Origin of the sequence: Pseudomonas sp. URIL14HWK12:I5 (genome assembly GCF_900176445.1) — a bacterium.
Classification (GTDB): domain Bacteria; phylum Pseudomonadota; class Gammaproteobacteria; order Pseudomonadales; family Pseudomonadaceae; genus Aquipseudomonas; species Aquipseudomonas monteilii.
Window position 1 is genome coordinate 385,351 of record NZ_FWXQ01000001.1, and the last position, 22,666, is coordinate 408,016.

Genomic DNA, 22,666 nt, shown 5'->3' on the forward strand with positions numbered 1-22,666 from the left:
TAAACGGGGCCGCTTTGCGGCCCAATCGCGACACAAGGCCGCTCCCACATGGGCCGGTGTATGCAGGACCTTGTGGGAGCGGCCTTGTGTCGCGATTGGGCTGCAAAGCAGCCCCCTCGGTTATCTGGCCGGCACTAATCTCAGCGTGCTCTGCGCCGGAATCACCCCCATCTGTGCCCGCTGGTACTGCCCCTGCACATACCCCTCGGCCTGGTCCGCATAATGCCTGTCAAACGGCACGCCACTCTGCCCGACCGGGTTGGTGGTCAATGCCTGCCCTGCATCGGCAAAGTCGATCAGCCGCCGCGTCGACGGCCCATAGGTCACCGGCCATGGCGCCGGGCCGATCTTTGCCGAGAGGTTGTTCGGCACCTCATGGGTGCCGGGCGCAGCGAACGGCCCGACGTTGAACAGCAGGTTCAGTGGCTTTTTCACCCCCAGCGGGTGGTTGTGGGTCAGGGTATGCGCCTTGCCCCATTGCCAGCTCGCCGGGTCGTTGCTCAAGGTGTCGCGCAGGTGCTTCAAGCTGTGCTGCCAAGCCTGGCGCACGATGGCAGTGCGGTCGGTACGCAGGTTGCCTCCGCGGGTGTTCCACCAGGGTGAGTCGGCATCTGCCGCCAGGCGCGGCAAAGCGGCATCGATGGCGCGGGTACTGATCAGCACCGGGAACCAGGTGTCGCCCAGTTCGTCATGCAGGGCAGCAAATGCCAGTTCGTAGAGGAACTGGTTGAACAGCGTGGCGCTGGTCGAGTCCAGCGGGTAGTCGCCGCGCCAGGCAGCCAGCTGCTCGACCAGTTCCTTCTCCTCGTCACCCTCGGCCACGGCGCGCAGGGTTGCCAGTAGCGGCGCAAGGGTGCGCGGGCCGTGGTCACTGGCGGTATCCAGTTGCAGGGCCTGGCTGTTCTGCATGTCCCATTTCACCTCAGGGTTGGCCAGCTGGCGGTCGAGCTGGCGGCCACGGTCGGGCAGGTTGTAGTAGCCCGGTACCGGCACCACTGCCGGTGGCTGATAGTTGGCCGAGACGATATAGCCGCGCGCCGGGTTCTCCTGCTGCGGGTTGACGTTGAAGGGGGAGAAACCGAGCTTGTCGGCCTGCACGCTGGCGCCGTCGAGGATGAACGCGGGGTCGACGCCGTCGGGGCGGATCGGCAGTTTTGCCGCCGCCCACCAGCCGATATCGCCACGGGCATTGGCCCAGACAAAATTCAGCCCCGGCGCGTGAACCTTGGCCGCGGCTTCGCGCATCTTGCCCAGGGTGTCGGCACGGTTGAGCTGGTAGAAGCCTTCGAGGATCGGGTTTTCGGTTTCCAGAAACGCCCACCACATGGCGATTGGCGTAGGCCCCGCCGTGGCGCCTAGCACGTCGTTGACGATCGGGCCATGGGGCGAGCGGCGCAGGCTGAGGGTGATCGGCGCTTCGCCTTTCACCGCGATCTGCTGTTCGGTCTTTTCCAGCGCCTGCCATTTGCCATCGACCATGACCTGGTTGGCGTCGGCCGGGTTGGTGCGCTCGGCGATCAGGTCGACGTCATCGTTCTGGAACATGGTCAGGCTCCAGCCGAAGTCGCGGTTGTGACCAAGCAGGGCAAAGGGGTTGAGCGCCTGGAAGTAGCCATACAGGTTGAACCCGGGTGCCGAGAGTTCGGCCTCGTACCACACCGCCGGCACTGCGAAACCGATGTGCGGGTCGCCAGCCAGCAGCGGTTTGCCGCTGCGGGTATGGTTGCCGGCCACCGCCCAGGCGTTGCTGCCTTCAAACTGCGGGATGCCCGCCTCACCCAGCGCCTGGTGGCTGAGGCGGGCTAGGGCTTCCAGGCTTTGCCAGTCCGCAGCGGCCAGTGGCGTGCCCAGCGCCCCCTCGGGTTTCCAGCCGAGGTCGAAGATGTTCAGGTAGTCGGGGCCAAGCTGGTCGCGTATGTAGGTCAGTGCGGGCTCGGTGCGAAACGCAGCGGCGAAGCTGTAAGCGAGGTAACCGGCAATGCTCAGGGTATCTTCGGCGGTAAACGGGCGAGGGGTGATACCCAGCAGGTCGAACTCCACGGGCTTGGGATGGCTGGCTTGCCAGCCGTTGACCCCGTCGAGGTAAGCTTGCAGGGCCTGCCAGGCAGGTGACTGGCGGTCCTGACGCTTGGCCATCAGTGCGGCCTGTTCGCGGATGCGCAGGCTGCGGAACAAGGTATCTGTGGGCAGCAGCTTGTCGCCCAGCACCTCGGCCAGTTCACCTCGGGCCAGGCGGCGCAGTATTTCCATCTGGAACAGCCGGTCCTGGGCATGCACGTAGCCCAGGGCGCGGTACAGGTCTGCCTCGTTTTGCGCCTGCAGGTGCGGCACACCGCGGGCGTCGTAGCGCACGCTGACTGGCGCCTGCAAGCCAGCCAGGGCCACTTGGCCCTCGCGCTGCGGCAGCTTGCCCTGCACGTACCAGTAACCGGCGCCGGCGGCCACGGCAACCACCACGGCCAACAGGGTCAGGCTGCGCTTCATGCAAGCTCCTTGTGCGTCAAAGCAGAAAATGTGGTTCGATCATCGGCGGATTCGCGAACAGAGCATAGCCCCGGGAAGGAAATTCCATGTCACTCAGCGAAAAACAGAAGATGCTTACAGGCCAGCTCTACCACGCTGGCTGCCCCGAACTGCAGGCCGAGCAGATCGCCAACAAGCACTGGATGCACCGCTACAACAGCAGCGTCGACTTGCTCAACGACGCACGCCATGGGCTGTTGCTGGAGCATTTCGGCCAGGTGGGCGAAGGCGCGGTGATTCGCCCGCCGTTCTATTGCGACTACGGCTACAACATCAGCGTTGGCCGCAATACCTTCATGAACTTCAACTGCGTGATCCTCGATGTGATGCCGGTTCGCATCGGTGACGACTGTCAGATCGGCCCCAACGTGCAGATCTACACCGCCGACCACCCGCTCGACCCTGACCTGCGGCGCAGCGGGCTGGAGAGCGGGCGGGCGGTGACCATTGGCAACAACGTGTGGATTGGTGGCGCGGCGATCATCCTGCCGGGGGTGAGCATTGGCGATAACGCCGTGGTGGGTGCCGGCAGTGTGGTGACCCGGGATGTGCCGGCGGGGGCCACGGTGGTGGGTAACCCGGCGCGGGTGCGTGGGTGATATGAAAAGCCCTGCGGTGTTGGCCGCAGGGCTTTGGGTCAGGCGGGTTTGAAGCCGGGTTTGCCGTTGGCGGCGCGCCAGGCTTTGATACGATCTAGCACGCCACTGGGGCTGTCTTCCGATCCGGGAGGCGGATAGCAGATGACGTCCAGACCATCAGGGTGTTCTGTGATCTTTTCGAAATGATGAACAACCTTGTCTCGAAGCTGTTCCAGTTCGAGACCATGGAGTCCGGTGCGATTTTCAAAAAGTACTGACACCAGCATGACAAACTCATGCTCCGTGTAATCCTCAAGCTTGTCCTTGAAAATCATCAATTGCTCCCCCTGTGCTCGTTGATATGGACCTTGGGAGTCATGAGGACGAGATTATCCAGGTCATACACGGCCCCGCCACTGGCGATCTCATGTTTATGATGTATTTCTAACTTTATGCGTTTTCCCACCCGGTCCTCTTTTCTCGAATAGGGTGCGGTTCCATTCTCCATGTTCTGAATGTCTACGCGAGTAAGGTGCTTTCTGAACACTTCATCTGCAGCAATCTCCATCCAGATAGCTTCTCGAAGTCTATCGAACCGGCTAAACCGCCGCCCCTTCAGCCTTTCCGCAATTCGTGTAGGAATCGGCGCCCCCGCCGCCGTGGTGGCTGCATCCAGCACCCGGTCTGGTGTGACAACGCCGTTGCCGCTGGCAACCCCCGGCAAATTCCGTGGGTTGCGCAGCATCACATAGATCGGCGCCAGCCCTGAGTCTGCGGGGAAGATGATGACGTAGTCATCGATATGCAGGTCGGGCAGTTCAGGAAAGGTACGAATATCAGGCTGTGGGGGAACGATGATGTTGCCCGGCAAGTGCTTTTGCAGATCTTCGACGATGGGGAAGCCCGTGGTGAAGCTTGCGTCCTTGGGGTTGAAGGTGCTCAGGGTCGATGGCGGCGTTGCCGGATGCCACAGCAGTGTTGCGCCACCCGGCCCTTCGGCGGTGAAACGATAGGCCCCCTGAGTCGTATCCCACTGTGCCTGACGCACCCGTACGTCCCGCAGGATGCCGCTGCCGTCCGTGGCGGCCAGGTACACCTCGGTCTGAGTCCCATCGGGTACTGCATTCATCCGTAGCGGCAACTCAAGGGTCTGACCAACCTTGCGGTTCGCCTCTTGGGTGAGGTCTGCACCGGGTGTCATCAGGGCAAGCGGAACAGTGACCCCCATGCGTTCGCCATCGCCCAGTCGGGCGGCATAGAGCATCAGCGGCAGGTGTCCGGCCGCACGGGCCAGCAGCCGAGCAGCAGCGCTGTTGATAGCCGTGCCCAGCGCACGCCAGATTGGCTCGAAATGCGCCGTGCCGCCGCGTGAAGTAGCCAAAATCAGCGGGTGTAGGGTGCTGGCGACCCAGGCGTTGAAGGTGACGGGGGTGTTGCTTGGCGTACGGCCTGACAGAGCGCTGAGCAGACACTGCTCATCGAAGGCTGCTTCGACGGCACGGTTTGCCTGTAGATGCAGTTGTTCCCCTGCTGCCTCTTCAAGTGCTGAAGTGCTTGCATGCTCGGCGGCGTGGGCAGATGCCTGAGCTTTCAAGTCAGCGGCTTGCGCCCTGTGAGCTTCAGTGGCTGTGGGGCCATGAAACTTCCGGTCGAAGTCGAGCAAGCCAATCTCCGATGCCAATCGGCGATACTGCACGCGCTTGTTGGAGACTGTGGCGCGCAGATGTTCGCGCATCTTGAGCAGGTCGGATGTTTCCCGCTCAAGCTCGTGGCTATGCTCCAGCGCTGTTTCTTCGGCAATGTCCTCATGCTGGTGCCGTTCGAAGGCCGTGAGCACGCGCTGTATCGTGCTGGTGGCCATTTGTAGCTCGTGATGGGCGGTGAGTGTGCGGACTATCGCTTGCTCTACCTTGTCCAGCGCTCGGGCAATCGCTTCGTTACTCTTTTCCCTGGTTTTGGCACTGGACAACTGGCTGCGCAGAAGATGCTGGCGCTTGATCAGCAGGCTGTGTTGCTGTTCAAGGTACTTGACCTCGAACGCTGCCCGGTAGGACTCAAGCCAGGCCTGGCGGGGATCAGCCTGGGTGCGTGAAGCGTTCAGGAACTCGTGAAAGGAGCGATGCTCCGGGTCTGTGCCAAAGAAACGGTTGGCTTGCTGGCGCACAGCGTCCAGACGTGGGCCAAGCTGTGCCTGAAGCTGGTTGACCGCTGCAATTGTCAGTTCGAGCGCCTGGACTTCTCCAAGGCCGGCCAGTGAGCCCGCCTCACTGGCAATAGCGTGTTCGAGGTCTTGATCAAGTGTGGCCTCGCGCTGAGCATGTGCCTGCTTGACCTGGCGCTTGTCGTTTTCGATTTGCGGTATCAGTTCGATGACCAGGCTGCCTGGCCGAAAGGTCGATGCCAGTTGATACGGTATGCGGTTATGGCCCCAGAAAACGCCAGGGATGAAGATAGGGCGAGTGCCGTGTACATAGCTGTGGGGAAGCTCGGTGAATCCGTGCTGCGACATACAGTTTCTCCATTGGTCTGTATGTCGTGACGGTAAAAATCTTCCTTTGGGCCGAAGCTGTAGATAAGTATCGGGTGTTCGCTAACTACCAGGGGCAATAGCACCCTACGGCTAACGTATTGCTGGCCTGCACGGGACGATCAGCAAGCAAGGCCTGGATGATGGGTTCGATGAAACTGTTGCTGGCATTGCACACCGCACCTTCGCTGTAAGGGCCGAAGTAGGCCAGGCGGCCTTGCCGGTCCCAGATGGCCACGGCCGGGGAGGCGGGCAAGTGCTCGCTGCCGGGCAGGCTGGCAAGGGGCTTGAGGGCGGCGAGGTTGGCGGGTAGTTGGCCATGGCTGCCGGGCTTTTGCAGCACGTGGAAGCTCACGCCCTGGCCTGCGAACTGGCTGACCAGGTCGCCCAGGTGCTGCTGGTTGCCGACATTGCACGGGCACGCCGGGTCCCAGAAATGCACCACGCGGACCGGGCCCGGGCCGGCCAGTTCGGCAGGGAGTTGCAGTTGGCTGCCGTCGAACAGCGTGGTCTGGTTGTCGAACGGGCGCAGGTAGCGGGCCTGGAAGGTGGTGTAGGCCTGCCAGAGGATGGCGGCGCCAGCTAACAAGGCGACTACCATGCACAGCGGTTTTATGATTTGGCTATTCATGAAGAGTAGGTGGCCGCTCCCACAATTAGATCGGTGCTGGTTGTTCGAGGTGAGCAAGCTTGCCACGACGCCGGCCAGAGCTGAATATCCCAGATCAATACTTGCTTCGCCGTGGATGTACCCGATGCCTGTTGCTTTTCACCCCGATCACCTGCGCCACAGCCTTTTGCCGTTGACCGCTCGCCAGCCGTTGTCGGTCGAGGCGCAGGACTACCAGCGCCTCTATGGCCTGAACGTGTCAGCCCAGAGCTGGCTGGGCGGCTTTCAGGCGGCGGGGTTCGACCTGGTCGGGCAGGTGTGGCTACCTGAGCAGCCGACCGCGACGTTGTTCCTGCTGCACGGCTACTACGATCACATGGGCCTGTATCGGCATGTGATCGACTGGGCGCTCACGCAGGGTTTTGCCGTGATCAGCTGTGACCTGCCCGGCCACGGCCTGTCCAGTGGCGAGCGGGCCAGCATCAGTGATTTTTCGGTGTATCAGCAGGTGCTGGAGGCGTTGTTCGAACAGGCGCGCACGCTGCAGCTGCCGCGCCCCTGGCACCTTTGCGGGCAAAGCACCGGTGGCGCCATCGCCGTTGACCACCTGCTGCATCAGGGGGCACACAGCCCCATCGATGGCCAGGTCATCCTTTTGGCACCGCTGGTGCGACCTTGTTCCTGGCGCTGGTCGAAGTTGAGCTATCGCGTGCTGCGTCACTTCGTGAACGGCATCGAACGGCGCTTTAGCGAAAACACCAATGACCCGGCCTTCCTGCCGTTCCTCGAGGCCGACCCGCTGCAACCGCGTCGCCTGCCAACCGCCTGGGTGGGCGCACTGATCGCCTGGGTCAAACGCATCGAAGCCGCGCCGCACAGTCCGCGGCGGCCGTTGATCGTGCAGGGGGAGGCCGACGGCACGGTGGATTGGCCCTACAACCTCGAAGTGCTCAAGGCCAAGTTTGCCGACCCACAGATATTGATGCTACCCGAGGCCCGTCACCACCTGGCCAACGAGCTGCCAGGCATTCGCCAACGCTACTTCGACTTCATCGACCAGCGCCTGGGCTGATCACTTCAGGTCGTTGCTGCTCTGGCCAACCGCCAGGCCCGCACGCACAGCCGCCAGCGCTGCCTGGTAGTAGGCTTTGCCGTCGGGTGATTCGGCAAAGGTGGCGAACGCTTCCAGCTCGGCATCGGACAGGTCGCGATAGACATACAGCAAGGTGTTGTTGAGGTCTTCGCCGATCTGGTTCATCAGGCGCTGGCGCTGGCCGTCGAGCAGGCCCTGTGCCTGGCCGCCGCCGAACAGGCCAGGGATCATCGAGCTGAGGCTGTCGGCCGCCACGCCAGCAATGGCCAGGCTGACTTCGGCACCGGCCTCACGCGCTGGCAGGGCTTGCGCCAAGTGGCCGATGACCAGCAGGCGGTCGTCGCTGGCCTGGATCTTGGGCAGGCCTTTGGCATTCTTGGCCAGTTCGTCCTTGCGGGTGGCCTTCAGCTCGGCTGCCACCACCTTGCGCCCCAGCGGCGACTGGAAGAAGGCCAAGGCAGGTGCCGGATTGGCCAGGGTGGCCCGCAGCTGCGCCTGGGCGCGACGGTCCACCGCCTGGGCCTGGAAGCGCTGGTTGCTGTTGTTGACCAGCGCCTGGTACACGGCGGGGGGCAAACTGTTGCGGTAGCGCGCCTGGGCGGCGGTGAGAGCATCGTTGAAGTGGGCGCGCTGGTCGGGCCAGCCGGCGGCCTTGTACAGTTGATCCAGGTTGTCTGCCCAGACAGGCATGGTGCAGATCATCAGCAGAATCAGGGAAAACAGACGGCGCATTCAGGACTCCTGTCGGCAGGTGGCTATTGTCCTTGGCCCGGCGCCGGTTTGTCGAGATATCCGCGTATTTCTCGGCCAAGTGGCGCTGTGCGCCGGCATGGCGAATGGATATGATGCGCGCCATGCACAACTCCCCCGAACACCCGATGCTTGCGGCCGTCGTCGACGATCTGGCCACCCATGGCTGGTCCCAGCAGGCGCTGTTTTTGCCTGCCGACCTGGTGCGTGCGCTGGCGGCCGAATGCCGACGCCGTGATGCCGAAGGCGAGCTTAACCCGGCAGCGGTTGGGCGCGGGGTTGCCCAGGAGGTGCGCGAGGCCATCCGCGGCGACCACATCCAGTGGATCGACCCCGGGCAGGCCGAGGCCTGCGACCAGTACCTGGCGGCCATGGACCAGTTGCGCCTGGTCATCAACCAGGGCCTGTTCCTGGGCCTGGAGGATTTCGAGTGCCATTTTGCCTTGTACCCACCGGGGGCGTTCTATCGCCGGCACCTGGACCGCTTCCGCGACGATGACCGGCGCATGGTGTCGGCCGTGCTGTACCTGAATGAAGGCTGGCAACCTGAGGACGGGGGCCAGTTGCGCATGTTCCTGGCCGATGGCGTCGAGCACGACGTTGAGCCTGTGGCGGGTTGCCTGGTGGTGTTCCTGTCGGGCGAGGTGCCCCACGAAGTGCTGCCGGCCGGGCGAGAACGGCTGTCGTTGACGGGCTGGTTCCGGCGCCGTGGCAATGACCCGTTCTGATTTGCCCAAGGTACTGGTCAGCGCTTGCCTGCTGGGGCAACCGGTGCGCTATGACGGCCGGGCCAGTGGCCATCCTGACTTGTTGCAGCAATGGCAGGCAGAAGGGCGCGTAGTGCCGTTGTGCCCGGAGGTGGCAGGTGGATTGCCGACGCCGCGTCCGCCTGCGGAGATTCCGGGTGGACAGGGTGGCGAGGTGCTTGATGGCGAGGCGCAGGTGCTGACGGTGACGGGTGAGGATGTCAGTGCCGCGTTTCTGGCCGGGGCGCAGTTGGCGCTGGTACTGGTGCAGCGGCATGGCATTCGTGTGGCAGTGCTGAAGTCGGGTAGCCCATCGTGTGGTAACCGGTTGACCTATGACGGCACGTTCACTGGTGTGAAGGTGGCGGGGGAAGGGGTGACCACGGCGTTGCTGCGGCGGGCGGGGGTGCGGGTGTTCAGCGAGCTGGAGCTGGAACAGGCGCAGCAGGCGCTGGCTGGGCTTTCAGTTTAAGCCAGTACCGGCCTCTTCGCGGGTAAACCCGCGAAGAGGCCGGTACTGGCTGTAAAAAACCTTACTGCCCGGCCGCAGTCTCCTGCACACCCTTGAACCACTTCTGCTCAAGCTCGGCAGTGCGGCCACTGTCTTTCAGCCGTTGCAGCGCATTATTCACCGCGCTCTCGAACGCCGGGTTGTCCTTCTGGAACGGAATCACCCGCTTCTTTTCGCCAATCGGCAGGCTTACATCGAGTGGGCCGTCGCCCTTTGGCGCATCGGTCGATGGGGTGAGTGCAATGTCATATTTGCCACTCTCGACACCGCTCAGCACTTCGGCGGCCGGGACCTCGACGAACTCGGCGCGCAAGTCCAGTTCCCGGGCCAGGTCCTGGCCAAATTCGATGTCGAACCCCGTCAGGTGATCGTCTTGCTTGAAGGCGTACGGTGAGTTGTCAGCCCGCACTGCAATGCGCAGTTCGCCCCGGTCGGCGACTTCGTCTATCAGCTCCGCCTGGGCCAATGGACTGATCAGTACTGCCAGCAGTACCCCTATGGTCGAACGCATGAATGCCCCTTTTCTTTTAGCAGATGAATAACTTTCGCCACGGCTTTCTTCCTCGCCGTGATCGAACGCAGCCTATGACCTTGAAGCCTTGGCATTGTTTAACCCTGACGGAAATATTTCTGTCAGGCAATGTGAACACCTTGGCGAATATTTCAACTAAGGTGAACTACCGCTGCCGTTGGATCCCAGGCTGCGGTCAATAAGTGAATCACAGGAGAAGTGAATGAACAGCCTATTTTCGCGTGCTGCCGTTGCCGGTCTGCTGATGGGAGCGTCGGTATTCGCCAGTGCCGCAGATGCCCTGAAGAGCCAGGAGCCGCCCAAGGAGGCCAAGGTCTTCATCGTTTCCCCCGCCGATGGCGCCACGGTCGACAAGACCTTCACCGTCAAGTTCGGCATTGAGGGCATGGCACTCAAGCCAGCGGGTGACCAAACCCCGCACACCGGGCACCACCACTTGCTGGTGGATGTGGATAAAGAACCCGTGGCTGACATGCCGCTGCCAACCAGCCTGATGCCGGAAGCCGGCACCGCGCTGCCGGCGGGCCCGCAGGTGCTGCACTTCGGCAAGGCGCAGACCGAGACCAGCATTACCCTTACGCCGGGCAAGCACACCCTGCAATTGATTCTGGGTGACCAGTATCACGTGCCGTTCAAGCCGAGCGTCGAGTCGAAGAAGATCACGGTTGAAGTGAAATAAAAAAAGGGAGGCCACCAGGGCCTCCCTTTTTCATGCAGCAAGCGAACTTAGAACAGGACGCGGGAGCGGATGGTGCCCTTGACCTGTTGCAGTTTCTCTTGCGCCAGGTCGGAGTACTCGGCGTCAACGTCGATTACCACGTAACCGACTTTCTCGTTGGTCTGCAGGAACTGACCGGAGATGTTGATACCGTTCTCGGCGAACACCTTGTTGATCTCGCTGAGCACGCCCGGGATGTTTTCGTGGATGTGCAGCAGACGGTGCTTGCCGGGGTGCGCCGGCAGGGCCACTTCCGGGAAGTTGACCGAGGACACCGAGGTACCGTTGTCGCTGTACTTGACCAGCTTCTCGGCCACTTCCAGGCCGATGTTGGCCTGGGCTTCGGCGGTGGAACCACCGATGTGCGGGGTCAGGATCACGTTGTCCAGGCCGCGCAGCGGGCTTTCGAACTCTTCGTCGTTGGAGCGTGGCTCGACCGGGAACACGTCGATGGCGGCGCCGATCAGGTGCTTGTCCTTGATGGCGGCGGCCAGATGGTCCAGTTCAACCACGGTGCCACGGGCGGCGTTGATCAGGATCGCGCCCTTCTTCATCGAGCGGATTTCCTTCTCGCCGATCATCCACTGGGTGGATGGCAGCTCAGGCACGTGCAGCGAAACGATGTCGGCCAGGCCCAGCAGCTCGTTCAGGCTGGTGACCTGCACGGCGTTGCCCAGTGGCAGCTTGGTCAGCGGGTCGAAGAAGTACACCTGCATACCCAGGTTCTCGGCCAGGACCGACAGCTGGGTGCCGATCGAACCGTAGCCGACGATGCCCAGCTTCTTGCCACGGATTTCGAACGAGTTGGCCGCGCTCTTGATCCAGCCGCCACGGTGGCAGGAGGCGTTTTTCTCAGGGATGCCGCGCAGCAGCAGGATGGCTTCGGCCAGCACCAGCTCGGCCACCGAGCGGGTGTTGGAGTACGGCGCGTTGAACACGGCGATACCGCGCTCGCGGGCCGCTTCCAGGTCTACCTGGTTGGTGCCGATGCAGAAGCAGCCAACAGCGACCAGTTTCTTGGCGCAGTCGAAGATCTCTTCGGTGAGCTGGGTGCGCGAACGGATGCCGATGAAGTGGGCGTCGGCGATCTTTTCCTTCAGCTCGGCTTCCGGCAACGAACCAGTGAGGTATTCGATGTTGGTGTAGCCGGCAGCCTTGAGGGTATCGACTGCGTTCTGGTGCACACCTTCAAGAAGAAGGAACCGGATCTTGCTCTTGTCGAGAGAAGTCTTGCTCATCTGCGTAAACCTGTATCCCGGAGAAAAAATGGCGAGGGGTGATGCCAGGCGCGAGGGCAGCCTTAGCATGAACAGCGGGAGGGCTATGCTAGCATACGCGACACAATCTGAGCTTATCCCGACAGGTGAAGAGTGCTCAGGGTGACTATGAATAAGTCGAGAGTTCCAGCGATGACCCACCCCGCTGTAATTGAAGAACTGATGACCCTTGTCGACCCTGGCAAGGTCCTGACCGACGCGGCTTCCCTCGAAGCCTATGGCAAGGACTGGACCAAGCATTACCCGCCGGCGCCCAGCGCCATCGTCTTCCCCAAGACGGTAGAACAGGTGCAGGCGATTGTGCGCTGGGCCAATGCGCACAAGGTAGCCCTGGTGCCCTCTGGCGGGCGTACCGGGCTTTCGGCCGGCGCCGTGGCGGCCAATGGCGAGGTTGTCGTTTCTTTCGACTACATGAACCAGATTCTCGACTTCAATGCCTTCGACCGCACCGTGGTCTGCCAGCCGGGCGTGATCACGCGTCAGTTGCAGGCCTACGCCGAAGAACAGGGCCTTTATTACCCAGTGGACTTCGCCTCCAGCGGTTCTAGCCAGATTGGCGGCAACATCGGCACCAATGCCGGCGGAATCAAGGTGATTCGCTACGGCATGACCCGCAACTGGGTGGCCGGGTTGAAAGTGGTCACCGGCAAGGGCGAACTGCTGGAACTGAACAAGGACCTTATCAAGAACGCCACCGGCTACGACCTGCGCCAGTTGTTCATTGGTGCCGAAGGCACGCTGGGCTTCGTGGTCGAGGCCACCATGCGCCTCGACCGGGCACCGCGAAATCTTACGGCGATGGTGCTGGGTACACCGGACTTCGACTCGATCATGCCGGTGCTGCATGCCTTCCAGGGAAAGCTGGACCTCACGGCCTTCGAGTTTTTCTCCGACAAGGGCCTGGCAAAGATTCTGGCGCGCGGTGACGTACCGGCGCCGTTCGAGACCGACTGCCCGTTCTATGCGTTGCTGGAGTTCGAGGCCAGCACCGAGGAAGTGGCCAACGAGGCCCTGGCCACCTTTGAGCACTGCGTGGAGCAGGGCTGGGTGCTGGACGGGGTGATGAGCCAGAGTGAAACCCAGCTTGAAAACCTGTGGAAGCTGCGCGAGTACCTGTCGGAAACCATCTCGCACTGGACTCCGTACAAAAACGACATTTCCGTCACTGTGTCGAAAGTGCCGGCGTTCCTGCGCGATATCGACGCCATCGTCGCAGAGCATTACCCCGACTATGAGGTGGTGTGGTACGGCCACATCGGCGATGGCAACCTGCACCTGAACATCCTCAAGCCCGAGCACATGAGCAAGGATGATTTCTTTGCCTCGTGTACCAAGGTCAACAAGTGGGTGTTCGACATCGTTAAACGCTACAACGGTTCGATCTCGGCCGAGCATGGCGTGGGCATGACCAAGCGCGACTATCTGGGCTACAGCCGCTCGCGCGAAGAAATCGCCTGCATGAAGGCGATCAAGGCCGTATTCGACCCTAACGGCATCATGAATCCGGGTAAGATCTTCGCACCTGAATAAAAAGCAGTATCCAGAGGAGTCGGCCATGAGTTACCAGCACCAGTACGTAGACGGCACGCGCATTCACTTCCCGTTGGGCAAGGTGGTGTGCATCGGCCGCAACTATGCCGAGCATGCCAAGGAACTGGACAACCCGATCCCTACCGAGCCGCTGCTGTTCATCAAGCCGGGTAGCTGCGTGGTGCCGGCCGAAGGCGGCTTCAAGATCCCGGCCGAACGTGGTTCAGTGCACTATGAGGCCGAAATTGCCGTGCTGCTGGGCAAGCCGCTGTCGACTCATCCGAGCGAGGAAGAGGTGCTGGACGCCATTTCCGGCTATGCCCCGGCGCTGGACCTGACCCTGCGCGATGTACAGGCCAAGCTGAAAGAGAAGGGCCTGCCGTGGGAGCTGGCCAAGTGCTTCGACGGCGCCTGTGTGCTGCCGCCGTTCGTCTCGGCTGGCAGCTTTGAGGACGTGACCGACATTCCGGTACGCCTGACTGTCAACGGCGAAGTGCGCCAGGATGGCAACAGCGCGATGATGCTGAACCCGATCGTGCCGATGATCCAGTACATGGCGGCGCATTTTTCGTTGCAGGCGGGGGATGTGATTCTCACCGGCACCCCGGCGGGCGTGGGGCCGTTCAATGTGGGTGATGAGCTGGTGCTGGAGCTGCCGGGTGTAAGCCGCTTCGAAAGCCGGGTGCTCTGAGTCCGAACCGCGAAGAGTTAGGCCCTGTTTACCGATTTTTCACACTCGATCCGGATAATGCGCGGATCTTCGCCCATTCCCCCAGGACCCGCGCATGCCATCCTCCTCCGCCCCGGCAACCTCCAAGCGTCGCTTCTACCTGCGCTGGCCCTTCGGCCTGGCCGTGGCAGCGGTGATCGGTTATGGCGTGGCCGTGGCCATGCACTGGGATGACCGCGGTGCGTTGTGGATAAAAGAGAGCTTCGAAAGCACCGCCGAGCGCAGCGAAAGCGTGTGGTTGCCGGACTACCAGGTAGACATCGATGCCAAGCCGCTGCCAGGCATGGACGATGACGAAGCCTCGGACCTGGCCTTCAACCCACATACCCGCACCTTGTTCGCGGTCATGGGCAAGAACCCGATCCTGGTCGAGCTGAGCCTGGAGGGTGATGTACTGCGCAAGATCCCGCTCAATGGCTGGAACAACCCGGAAGGCGTTGCCGTGCTGGAAGACGGCTACCTGGCCATCACAGACGAGCGCCTGCATGACCTGACCGTGGTCAAGGTGGATGCACAGACCACGGCGTTGAACCATGACGACTTCCAGAGCCACGACCTGGGCGCGTCGGTGAAAAGCAACAAGGGCTTCGAGGCCGTGGCCTGGGACCCGATGCGCCAGCGCCTGATCATCGGCGAAGAGCGCCCGCCCAAGCTGTACACCTGGAACACCGATGGCCGCAGCCCGCTCAAGGGTGAGAAGCAGCCTTTGCCGAGCGATGAGCTCGACCTGCGCAACCTCTCTGCGCTGGGTGTCGACCCGCGTACCGGCCACCTGCTGGTGCTCTCGGCCGACTCCAACATGCTGCTGGAGCTGGACGAACAGGGCCAGCAGGTCAGTTTCATGACCTTGCTTGGCGGCTTCAACGGGCTTGAAGACACCATCCCGAGGGCCGAGGGGGTGGCGATGGACGACAAGGGCAACCTGTATATGGTCAGTGAGCCGGCCTTGTTCTATCGCTTCAGAAAAAACTGAGCCCGAAATCGGGCATTTCGGATGCTGGCATTAAGCTTTACTTCAGTTGTTCATGGTTAGATTCGCCACCCCTGTGTCGAGCCTGCCCTTATGCGCCGTTATGTTCGCCTTATCCTTGCTTTCGCCGCCCTCGGCTTACTCCTGTTTGGCTGGGCCGGGCAGGAGTTTCGCCTGTTCGAGCGCGGCTGGTTCAACCTGAAGACCTGGTGGCAGCCCGCCGAGCAGAGCATTGGCCTGGACCGCTACCGGGTGGTGGTGGAGGCCAAGCCGGTCGAAGGGCTGGATGACGACCTCTCGGCGCTGACCTACGACCCCGACCGCAAGACCCTGTTCACCGTCACCAACGCCCGTTCGGAGCTGATCGAGCTGTCGCTGGACGGCCGTATTCTGCGCCGGGTGCCATTGACCGGGTTTGGCGACCCGGAAGCCGTGGAGTACGTGGGGCCCAACAGCTATGTGATCACCGACGAGCGCCAGCAGCGGCTGATTCGCGTGCGGCTGGAAGACGACACGATGTTCCTCGATGCCGGTGACGCCGAGCAGCTCAGCCTGGGCATTGGGCTGAACGGCAACAAGGGTTTCGAGGGGCTGGCCTACGATTCGGCGGGTAAGCGCCTGTTCGTGGCCAAGGAGCGTGACCCGATGCTGATCTACGAGGTGCACGGCTTCCCGCATGACAACCCGGAAAAGCCTTACGCGGTGCATGTGGTGCAAGACCGCAAGCGCGATGCGCGGCTGTTTGTGCGGGATTTGTCGAGTTTGCAGTTCGATGAGCGCAGCGGGCATTTGCTGGCGCTTTCGGACGAATCGCGCCTGGTGCTGGAGCTGGATGTAGAAGGCAGGCCGCTGAGCACCTTGTCGCTGCGCAAGGGCTTCCAGGGGTTGCAGGCGACGGTGCCGCAGGCCGAGGGGATTGCGATGGATGAGGCGGGGACCATTTATCTGGTCAGTGAGCCGAACCTGTTTTATGTGTTCAAGCAGCTAGCGGAGTGAGCAGGAGGGGCTGCTTTGCAGCCCTTTCGCGGCACAAGGCCGCTCCTACAGGGGAGCGCATCAGGTTCAGGCGCTGCAGTCTCTTGTAGGAGCGGCCTTGTGCCGCGAATCGAGGGCAAAGCCCTCGCCGACGATTACTCGGCCTTCAGGGTTTTCACGCCTTCAGCGGTACCCAGCAGCAGCAAATCCGCTGGCCGCGCCGCGAACAGGCCGTTGGTCACCACACCTACGATGGCGTTGATCTGCGCTTCCAGCTCCGCCGGGTTGGTGATCTGCAGGTTGTGCACGTCGAGGATCACGTTGCCGTTGTCGGTCACAACGCCTTCGCGATACACCGGGTCGCCGCCCAGCTTCACCAGCTGGCGCGCCACGTGGCTGCGGGCCATCGGGATCACTTCGACCGGCAGCGGGAAGGCGCCCAGCACCGGCACCAGCTTGCTGCCGTCGGCGATGCAGATGAAGGTCTTGGCCACGGCCGCGACGATTTTCTCCCGGGTCAGGGCCGCGCCACCGCCTTTGATCAAGTTCAGGTGCGCGTCGCTTTCGTCGGCGCCGTCCACGTAGAACTCCAGCTCGCTGACGCTGTTCAGCTCGTAGACCGGGATGCCATGGCCCTTCAGACGCTGGGCGGTGGCTTCGGAGCTGGCGACTGCGCCGTCGAAGGCGGTCTTGTGCTGAGCCAGGGCGTCGATGAAGAAGTTGGCGGTCGAACCGGTGCCGACGCCGACAACGCTCTTTTCATCCAGCTTGGGCAGAATGAAGTCGACAGCGGCCTGGGCGACGGCCTGTTTGAGTTGGTCCTGGGTCATGCGGGCTCCGAAAAGGGGCAGGGCGGTTTTCAAAGTTGCTTAGTATAACGGCTTGGGCGGCTTTGCTGTGGTCGCCCGACGTAGCGCTGGGGTAGACTCCCAGCCCTTGTCCCGCGGCCCAGTGATGCTTTCCCGATGCTCGAACAGTACGTCAAGAAGATCCTCACCTCGCGCGTCTATGACGTTGCCGTCGAAACCCCGTTGCAGAGCGCCGGGCAGCTGAGCAAGCGCCTGGGCAACCAGATTCTGCTCAAGCGTGAAGACCTGCAGCCGGTGTTCTCGTTCAAGATCCGTGGGGCGTACAACAAGCTGGCCCAGCTGAGCCCGGAAGAGCTGGCCCGTGGCGTGGTTACCGCCTCGGCTGGCAACCACGCCCAAGGCCTGGCCCTGGCTGCGCGCGAGATGGGCATCAAGGCCACCATCGTAATGCCCAAGACTACTCCTGAGATCAAGGTCGAAGGCGTGCGTTCGCGCGGTGGCAAGGTGGTGCTGCATGGCGACTCGTTCCCCGAGGCGCTGGCCTATTCGTTGAAGCTGGTGGATGAAAAGGGCTTTGTCTACGTCCACCCCTACGATGACCCGCACACCATCGCTGGGCAGGGCACCGTGGCCATGGAAATCCTGCGCCAGCACCCTGGCCAGTTGGACGCGATCTTCGTTCCTGTGGGGGGCGGCGGCTTGATCGCCGGCATTGCTGCCTACGTGAAGTACCTGCGCCCCGAAATCAAGGTGATCGGCGTGGAGCCGGACGACTCCAACTGCCTGCAGGCGGCGATGGCGGCCGGCGAGCGCGTGGTGTTGCCGCAGGTCGGGTTGTTCGCCGACGGTGTGGCGGTGGCCCAGATTGGCCAGCACACCTTCGAGATCTGCCGTCACCATGTGGATGAGGTGGTGACGGTCAGCACCGACGAAATTTGTGCGGCAATCAAGGATATCTACGACGATACCCGCTCCATCACCGAACCTGCCGGTGCTCTGGGCGTTGCGGGTATCAAGAAGTATGTCGAGCTGTACGGCGTGACCGGGCAGACCCTGGTGGCTATCGATTCCGGCGCCAACGTCAACTTCGACCGCCTGCGCCATGTGGCCGAGCGTGCAGAGCTGGGTGAAAAGCGCGAGGCGATCATCGCCGTGACCATCCCCGAGCGCCCGGGCAGTTTCAAGGCGTTCTGTGAGGCCATCGGCAAGCGCCAGATCACCGAGTTCAACTACCGCAAGCACACCTCTGACGAGGCACACATCTTCGTCGGCGTGCAGACCCATCCGGAAAATGACCCGCGAGCGGCGCTGGTGCAGCACCTGACCGAGCAGGGCTTCCCGGTTACCGACTTGACCGACAACGAACTGGCCAAGCTGCATATCCGCCACATGGTCGGCGGCCATTCGGCCGGTGCCAGCGATGAGATGGTGCTGCGCTTCGAGTTCCCCGAGCGACCGGGAGCGCTGTTCAACTTCCTCAATAAGCTGGGCGGGCGCTGGAACATCTCGATGTTCCATTACCGCAACCATGGCGCGGCTGACGGGCGTGTGGTGGCGGGGTTGCAGGTGCCGGAGGACGAGCGCCACCTGGTGCCGGCGGCCTTGGCCAAGATCGGTTACCCCTACTGGGACGAGACCGAGAACCCGGCGTACAAGCTGTTCCTGGGTTGAGCGGCTAAGCTTGGCTTATTGCTCAAGGATGTGAAGACATGGAACACCTGACCACCCTCAAGACCCTGCACATGATCGCTACCGCCCTGTTGCTTTTGGGGGCTCTGGGCCTGGCGATCTGGACCGTGCGTGCCCGCAGGCGAGGCGATGCCGAGGCCTATGCCAAGCTGCTGCGTCGACCGCTGGTGTTCGTCTGGCTGGTCATGGGCCTTTGCCTGGTGAGCATGCCATTTACCGGCTGGTGGCTGGTGCACCTCGTGGGCTGGCCGCTTGGGCAGATCTGGGTGCTGGCGTCCAGCATCATCTATACCGTTGGCGCGTTTGCCGTGTGGTGGCTGCTGGTGCGGCTGAACCGGCTGCGCAAGGCCGAGGTGGTGGGGTTGCGGTTTACCCTGGCGCTGGCGGTGTTCAGTGGGGTTTGCTTCCTGTCCATTGCCGGGCTGATGGGCGCCAAGCCAGTCTGATTGAATTTGGGGCTGCTTTGCAGCCCATCGCCGGCAATCTCAAGCCCTGAGCGAAACCACCGGCCATCCACGCTTTTCAGCCTCGGCCCGAAGATTCGGGTCCGGGTCCACCGCCACCGCATGCGTCACCCGCTGCAACAGCGGCAAATCATTCATCGAGTCGCTATAGAAATAGCTGTCCTCAAGATCAAAGCCGTTCTCCAGCATCCAGCGCTGCAGCCGCGTCACCTTTCCTTCACGGAAACACGGTATATCGGTACTGCGCCCGGTATAGCGGCCTTCATGCCTTTCGCATTCAGTCGCCAACAGCACCTTCACTCCAAGGCGCCGGGCAATCGGTGCGGTGACGAAGCGGTTGGTAGCGGTAATGATCACCAGCTGGTCGCCCGCCTCACGGTGTTGCTGCAGCAAGGCCAGGGCCTTGGGGAGGATGATCGGCTCGATGCAGTCGCGCATGAAGTCGCGGTGCCATTCGTCCAGCTGGGCTGCGGGCGTTGCCGCCAGGATTTCCATGGAGAAGGCCAGGTAGGCCTGCAGGTCCAGGGTGCCGTTGAGGTAGTCCTGGTAGAAGCCATCGTTGCGCTGCTTGTAGGCAACCGGGTCAAGGATGCCGCGCTGGCACAGGTAGTCACCCCAGGCATGGTCGCTGTCGCCACCGAGGAGGGTATTGTCCAGGTCGAATAAAGCCAGGCGCATCGCGGTCACTCGTATCAGCCTCAGGGTAGGCCCGCAGAATACGGAGTTTTCACGCTGCTGCACATAAGCTTGGCGGGCGCGTTGCTGCGCTCGCAAGCTTTGTGGAACAATGCGGTGACATGCGTTTGCGAGGTTGCTGCCGTGATCGACCCGGATGGTTTTCGCCCCAATGTCGGGATCATTCTCACGAATGATGCCGGGCAGGTGCTATGGGCTCGACGGATCAACCAGGATGCCTGGCAGTTCCCCCAGGGTGGTATAAACCCTGACGAGACGCCGGAAGATGCCCTGTACCGCGAGCTGAACGAAGAAGTTGGCCTTGAACGCGATGATGTGGAAATTCTTGCCTGCACCCGCGGCTGGTTGCGTTATCGTTTACCCCAGCGATTGGTCCGTACCCACAGCCAGCCGCTGTGCATCGGCCAGAAGCAGAAGTGGTTCCTGCTGCGCCTGGTCAGCAACGAACAGCGGGTGCGGATGGACCTGACCGGCAAGCCGGAATTCGACGGCTGGCGCTGGGTGAGCTATTGGTACCCGCTGGGCCAGGTTGTGACATTCAAGCGCGAGGTGTACCGGCGCGCCCTGAAAGAGCTAGCACCGCGTCTGCTGACGCGCGACTGACGACGGAGTTCGACCCCGAGCCATGCTCAATACGCTGCGCAAGATCGTCCAGGAAGTAAACTCCGCCAAAGATCTCAAGTCGGCGTTGGGGATCATTGTCTTGCGCGTCAAGGAAGCCATGGGCAGCCAGGTCTGCTCGGTCTACCTGCTCGACCCGGAAACCAACCGCTTCGTGCTGATGGCTACCGAAGGCCTGAACAAGCGCTCCATCGGCAAGGTCAGCATGGCCCCCAACGAAGGCCTGGTCGGCCTGGTCGGTACCCGGGAAGAGCCGCTGAACCTGGAAAACGCCGCCGACCACCCGCGTTACCGTTACTTCGCCGAAACCGGTGAAGAAAAATTCGCCTCCTTCCTCGGTGCGCCGATCATCCACCACCGCCGCGTGGTCGGGGTGTTGGTCATCCAGCAGAAGGAGCGGCGCCAGTTCGACGAGGGCGAAGAAGCCTTCCTCGTCACCATGAGTGCCCAGCTTGCCGGGGTTATCGCCCACGCCGAGGCCACCGGTTCGATCCGTGGCCTGGGCCGCCAGGGCAAGGGCATCCAGGAAGCCCGCTTCGTCGGTGTGCCAGGCTCGCCTGGTGCCGCCGTGGGCCGCGCGGTGGTGATGCTGCCACCCGCCGACCTGGAAGTGGTGCCGGACAAGACCGTCGATGACATCGATGCCGAACTCAAGCTGTTCCAGAACGCTCTTGAAGGCGTGCGCGACGACATGCGCAAGCTGTCGGCCAAGCTGGCCACCCAGCTGCGCCCGGAAGAGCGCGCGTTGTTCGACGTATACCTGATGATGCTCGAAGACGCGGCTTTGGGCGGTGAGGTAACCGAAGTCATCAAGACCGGCCAGTGGGCCCAGGGTGCCCTGCGCCAGGTGGTGGGTGAGCACGTCAACCGCTTCGAGCTGATGGACGATGACTACCTGCGCGAGCGCGCTTCCGACGTCAAAGACTTGGGCCGGCGCCTGCTGGCCTACCTGCAGGAAGCCCGTTCGCAGTCGCTGGTTTACGCCGACAACACCATCCTGGTCAGTGAAGAGCTGACCCCGGCCATGCTTGGCGAAGTGCCGGAAGGCAAACTGGCTGGCCTGGTCTCGGTGCTGGGCTCGGGCAACTCGCACGTTGCTATCCTGGCTCGCGCCATGGGCATCCCCACGGTGATGGGCCTGGTCGACCTGCCGTATTCCAAGGTCGACGGCATCGAGCTGATCGTCGATGGCTACAAGGGTGAAGTCTTTACCAACCCGAGCGAAGTGCTGCGTAAGCAGTACAGCGATGTGGTCGAGGAAGAACGCCAGCTGGCCCAGGGCCTGGACGCCCTGCGCGAACTGCCCTGCGTCACCCCGGACGGCCACCGCATGCCGCTGTGGGTCAACACCGGCTTGCTGGCCGACGTGGCCCGCGCCCAGCAGCGTGGGGCCGAAGGGGTTGGTTTGTACCGCACCGAAGTGCCGTTCATGATCAACCAGCGCTTCCCCAGCGAGAAGGAGCAGCTGGCCATCTACCGCGAGCAGCTGGCGGCGTTCCACCCGCTGCCGGTGACCATGCGCACCCTGGACATCGGCGGTGACAAGGCGCTCTCGTACTTCCCGATCAAGGAAGAAAACCCCTTCCTCGGGTGGCGTGGCATCCGCGTCACCCTCGACCACCCGGAAATCTTCCTGGTGCAGACCCGCGCCATGCTCAAGGCCAGCGAGGGCCTGAACAACCTGCGCATCCTGCTGCCGATGATTTCCGGCATCCACGAGTTGGAAGAAGCCCTGCACCTGATACACCGCGCCTGGGGTGAGGTGCGTGACGAAGGCACCGACGTGCCAATGCCGCCAGTGGGCGTGATGGTGGAAATTCCAGCGGCGGTGTATCAGACCAAGGAACTGGCGCGGCAGGTGGACTTCCTGTCGGTGGGTTCCAACGACCTGACCCAGTACCTGCTGGCGGTGGACCGCAACAACCCACGGGTTGCCGACCTTTACGACTACCTGCACCCGGCGGTGCTACAAGCGTTGAACACGGTAGTGCGCGACGCCCATGGCGAAGGCAAGCCGGTGAGCATCTGCGGTGAGATGGCCGGTGACCCGGCAGCGGCGATCCTGTTGATGGCCATGGGTTTCGACAGTTTGTCGATGAACGCCACCAACTTGCCGAAAGTGAAGTGGATGCTGCGCCAGGTGAACCTGGGTAAGGCCAAGGAGCTGTTGGCTGAAGCCTTGAGCCATGACAACCCGCAGGTTATCCACAGTTCGCTGCAGTTGGCGCTGAAGAACCTTGGGTTGGCGCGGATGATTGGGCCTGGGGCCAATAAAACCCTTTGATTTGTTTGGGCCGCTTTGCGGCCCTTTCGCGGC

Annotated in this window: 22 protein-coding genes; 13 read left to right on the forward strand and 9 right to left on the reverse strand. The window is 62.4% G+C overall.

Annotated features, from left to right (window positions below; genetic code table 11):
- Nucleotides 1–120: 120 nt before the first annotated feature.
- Nucleotides 121–2,484, reverse strand: coding sequence for a penicillin acylase family protein (locus B9A31_RS01845; protein ID WP_027610000.1), 2,364 nt, complete (start codon nt 2,482–2,484; stop codon nt 121–123).
- A gap of 86 nt (nt 2,485–2,570) precedes the next feature.
- Between B9A31_RS01845 and B9A31_RS01850 the strand changes: the two genes are divergently transcribed.
- Nucleotides 2,571–3,122 carry a sugar O-acetyltransferase gene (locus tag B9A31_RS01850; RefSeq protein ID WP_084296615.1) on the forward strand — a complete coding sequence of 184 codons (552 nt, stop codon included), beginning with the start codon at nt 2,571–2,573 and terminating at the stop codon, nt 3,120–3,122.
- Nucleotides 3,123–3,160: 38 nt separating this feature from the next.
- Here the strand turns inward: B9A31_RS01850 and B9A31_RS01855 are convergent, their stop codons facing one another.
- The 3 genes from B9A31_RS01855 to B9A31_RS01865 all read right to left on the reverse strand — a co-directional run bounded on the left by B9A31_RS01855 (nt 3,161) and on the right by B9A31_RS01865 (nt 6,259).
- Nucleotides 3,161–3,436 carry a bacteriocin immunity protein gene (locus B9A31_RS01855; protein WP_019097329.1) on the reverse strand — a complete coding sequence of 92 codons (276 nt, stop codon included), beginning with the start codon at nt 3,434–3,436 and terminating at the stop codon, nt 3,161–3,163.
- Entirely contained in the window at nt 3,436–5,610 is a 2,175-nt protein-coding gene (locus B9A31_RS01860) for an S-type pyocin domain-containing protein (RefSeq protein WP_084296616.1), read from the reverse strand. The genes B9A31_RS01855 and B9A31_RS01860 overlap by 1 nt, the downstream gene beginning before the upstream one ends.
- An 85-nt stretch (nt 5,611–5,695) precedes the next feature.
- Nucleotides 5,696–6,259, reverse strand: coding sequence for a DUF6436 domain-containing protein (locus tag B9A31_RS01865; protein WP_084296617.1), 564 nt, complete (start codon nt 6,257–6,259; stop codon nt 5,696–5,698).
- 124 nt (nt 6,260–6,383) lie between these two features.
- On the opposite strand from B9A31_RS01865, the gene B9A31_RS01870 reads away from it, so the two are divergent.
- Nucleotides 6,384–7,310: a phospholipase BipL gene (locus B9A31_RS01870; RefSeq protein WP_084296618.1), complete on the forward strand. Its 927-nt coding sequence runs from the start codon at nt 6,384–6,386 to the stop codon at nt 7,308–7,310.
- Here the strand turns inward: B9A31_RS01870 and B9A31_RS01875 are convergent, their stop codons facing one another.
- A complete protein-coding gene (locus B9A31_RS01875; protein WP_019097325.1) occupies nt 7,311–8,063 on the reverse strand; it encodes a DUF2059 domain-containing protein in 753 nt (250 codons plus the stop codon).
- 113 nt (nt 8,064–8,176) lie between these two features.
- On the opposite strand from B9A31_RS01875, the gene B9A31_RS01880 reads away from it, so the two are divergent.
- Together B9A31_RS01880 and B9A31_RS01885 are read left to right on the forward strand one after the other, a co-directional pair.
- Entirely contained in the window at nt 8,177–8,809 is a 633-nt protein-coding gene (locus tag B9A31_RS01880; protein WP_025752196.1) for a 2OG-Fe(II) oxygenase, read from the forward strand.
- On the forward strand, nt 8,796–9,299 hold the full coding sequence (locus B9A31_RS01885; RefSeq protein WP_025752198.1) for a 2-thiouracil desulfurase family protein: 504 nt from the start codon (nt 8,796–8,798) through the stop codon (nt 9,297–9,299). Before B9A31_RS01880 ends, B9A31_RS01885 begins: the two co-directional genes overlap by 14 nt.
- 61 nt (nt 9,300–9,360) lie before the next feature.
- Here B9A31_RS01885 and B9A31_RS01890 read toward each other — a convergent pair whose 3' ends face one another.
- A complete protein-coding gene (locus tag B9A31_RS01890) occupies nt 9,361–9,849 on the reverse strand; it encodes a transporter substrate-binding domain-containing protein (protein WP_019097323.1) in 489 nt (162 codons plus the stop codon).
- A 223-nt stretch (nt 9,850–10,072) separates the two neighbouring features.
- On the opposite strand from B9A31_RS01890, the gene B9A31_RS01895 reads away from it, so the two are divergent.
- Nucleotides 10,073–10,549, forward strand: a complete 477-nt coding sequence (locus B9A31_RS01895; RefSeq protein WP_016712565.1) for a DUF4399 domain-containing protein — start codon at nt 10,073–10,075, stop codon at nt 10,547–10,549.
- A gap of 47 nt (nt 10,550–10,596) precedes the next feature.
- Here the strand turns inward: B9A31_RS01895 and serA are convergent, their stop codons facing one another.
- Nucleotides 10,597–11,826 (reverse strand): phosphoglycerate dehydrogenase, encoded by a 1,230-nt coding sequence (gene serA, locus B9A31_RS01900; protein ID WP_016712564.1) that lies wholly within the window; start codon nt 11,824–11,826, stop codon nt 10,597–10,599.
- 171 nt (nt 11,827–11,997) lie between these two features.
- On the opposite strand from serA, the gene B9A31_RS01905 reads away from it, so the two are divergent.
- The 4 genes from B9A31_RS01905 to B9A31_RS01920 all read left to right on the forward strand — a co-directional run bounded on the left by B9A31_RS01905 (nt 11,998) and on the right by B9A31_RS01920 (nt 16,091).
- Nucleotides 11,998–13,395: an FAD-binding oxidoreductase gene (locus B9A31_RS01905; protein ID WP_019097322.1), complete on the forward strand. Its 1,398-nt coding sequence runs from the start codon at nt 11,998–12,000 to the stop codon at nt 13,393–13,395.
- A 25-nt stretch (nt 13,396–13,420) separates the two neighbouring features.
- Nucleotides 13,421–14,086, forward strand: coding sequence for a fumarylacetoacetate hydrolase family protein (locus B9A31_RS01910; protein ID WP_016712562.1), 666 nt, complete (start codon nt 13,421–13,423; stop codon nt 14,084–14,086).
- 94 nt (nt 14,087–14,180) lie between these two features.
- Nucleotides 14,181–15,098, forward strand: coding sequence for an SdiA-regulated domain-containing protein (locus B9A31_RS01915; RefSeq protein WP_084296619.1), 918 nt, complete (start codon nt 14,181–14,183; stop codon nt 15,096–15,098).
- A gap of 90 nt (nt 15,099–15,188) precedes the next feature.
- Entirely contained in the window at nt 15,189–16,091 is a 903-nt protein-coding gene (locus tag B9A31_RS01920; RefSeq protein WP_084296620.1) for an SdiA-regulated domain-containing protein, read from the forward strand.
- 134 nt (nt 16,092–16,225) lie between these two features.
- On the opposite strand, the gene rpiA is transcribed toward B9A31_RS01920, so the two are convergent.
- The gene (rpiA, locus tag B9A31_RS01925) at nt 16,226–16,900 is read right to left on the reverse strand and encodes a ribose-5-phosphate isomerase RpiA (RefSeq protein ID WP_016712559.1); all 675 of its coding nucleotides are present in this window, start codon (nt 16,898–16,900) and stop codon (nt 16,226–16,228) included.
- A gap of 135 nt (nt 16,901–17,035) precedes the next feature.
- On the opposite strand from rpiA, the gene ilvA reads away from it, so the two are divergent.
- Both ilvA and B9A31_RS01935 read left to right on the forward strand, forming a co-directional pair.
- Entirely contained in the window at nt 17,036–18,550 is a 1,515-nt protein-coding gene (gene ilvA, locus B9A31_RS01930; protein WP_019097319.1) for a threonine ammonia-lyase, biosynthetic, read from the forward strand.
- Between the two features lie 38 nt (nt 18,551–18,588).
- Nucleotides 18,589–19,014: a DUF2269 domain-containing protein gene (locus B9A31_RS01935; protein WP_019097318.1), complete on the forward strand. Its 426-nt coding sequence runs from the start codon at nt 18,589–18,591 to the stop codon at nt 19,012–19,014.
- A 39-nt stretch (nt 19,015–19,053) separates the two neighbouring features.
- Here the strand turns inward: B9A31_RS01935 and B9A31_RS01940 are convergent, their stop codons facing one another.
- Complete coding sequence (locus tag B9A31_RS01940) at nt 19,054–19,710, reverse strand: histidinol-phosphatase (protein ID WP_016712556.1); 657 nt, start codon at nt 19,708–19,710, stop codon at nt 19,054–19,056.
- 141 nt (nt 19,711–19,851) lie between these two features.
- Here B9A31_RS01940 and B9A31_RS01945 point away from each other — a divergent pair, with 141 nt between their 5' ends.
- The gene (locus B9A31_RS01945; RefSeq protein WP_003249017.1) at nt 19,852–20,331 is read left to right on the forward strand and encodes an RNA pyrophosphohydrolase; all 480 of its coding nucleotides are present in this window, start codon (nt 19,852–19,854) and stop codon (nt 20,329–20,331) included.
- Between the two features lie 22 nt (nt 20,332–20,353).
- Entirely contained in the window at nt 20,354–22,633 is a 2,280-nt protein-coding gene (ptsP, locus tag B9A31_RS01950) for a phosphoenolpyruvate--protein phosphotransferase (protein WP_016712555.1), read from the forward strand.
- Nucleotides 22,634–22,666 lie beyond the last annotated feature (33 nt).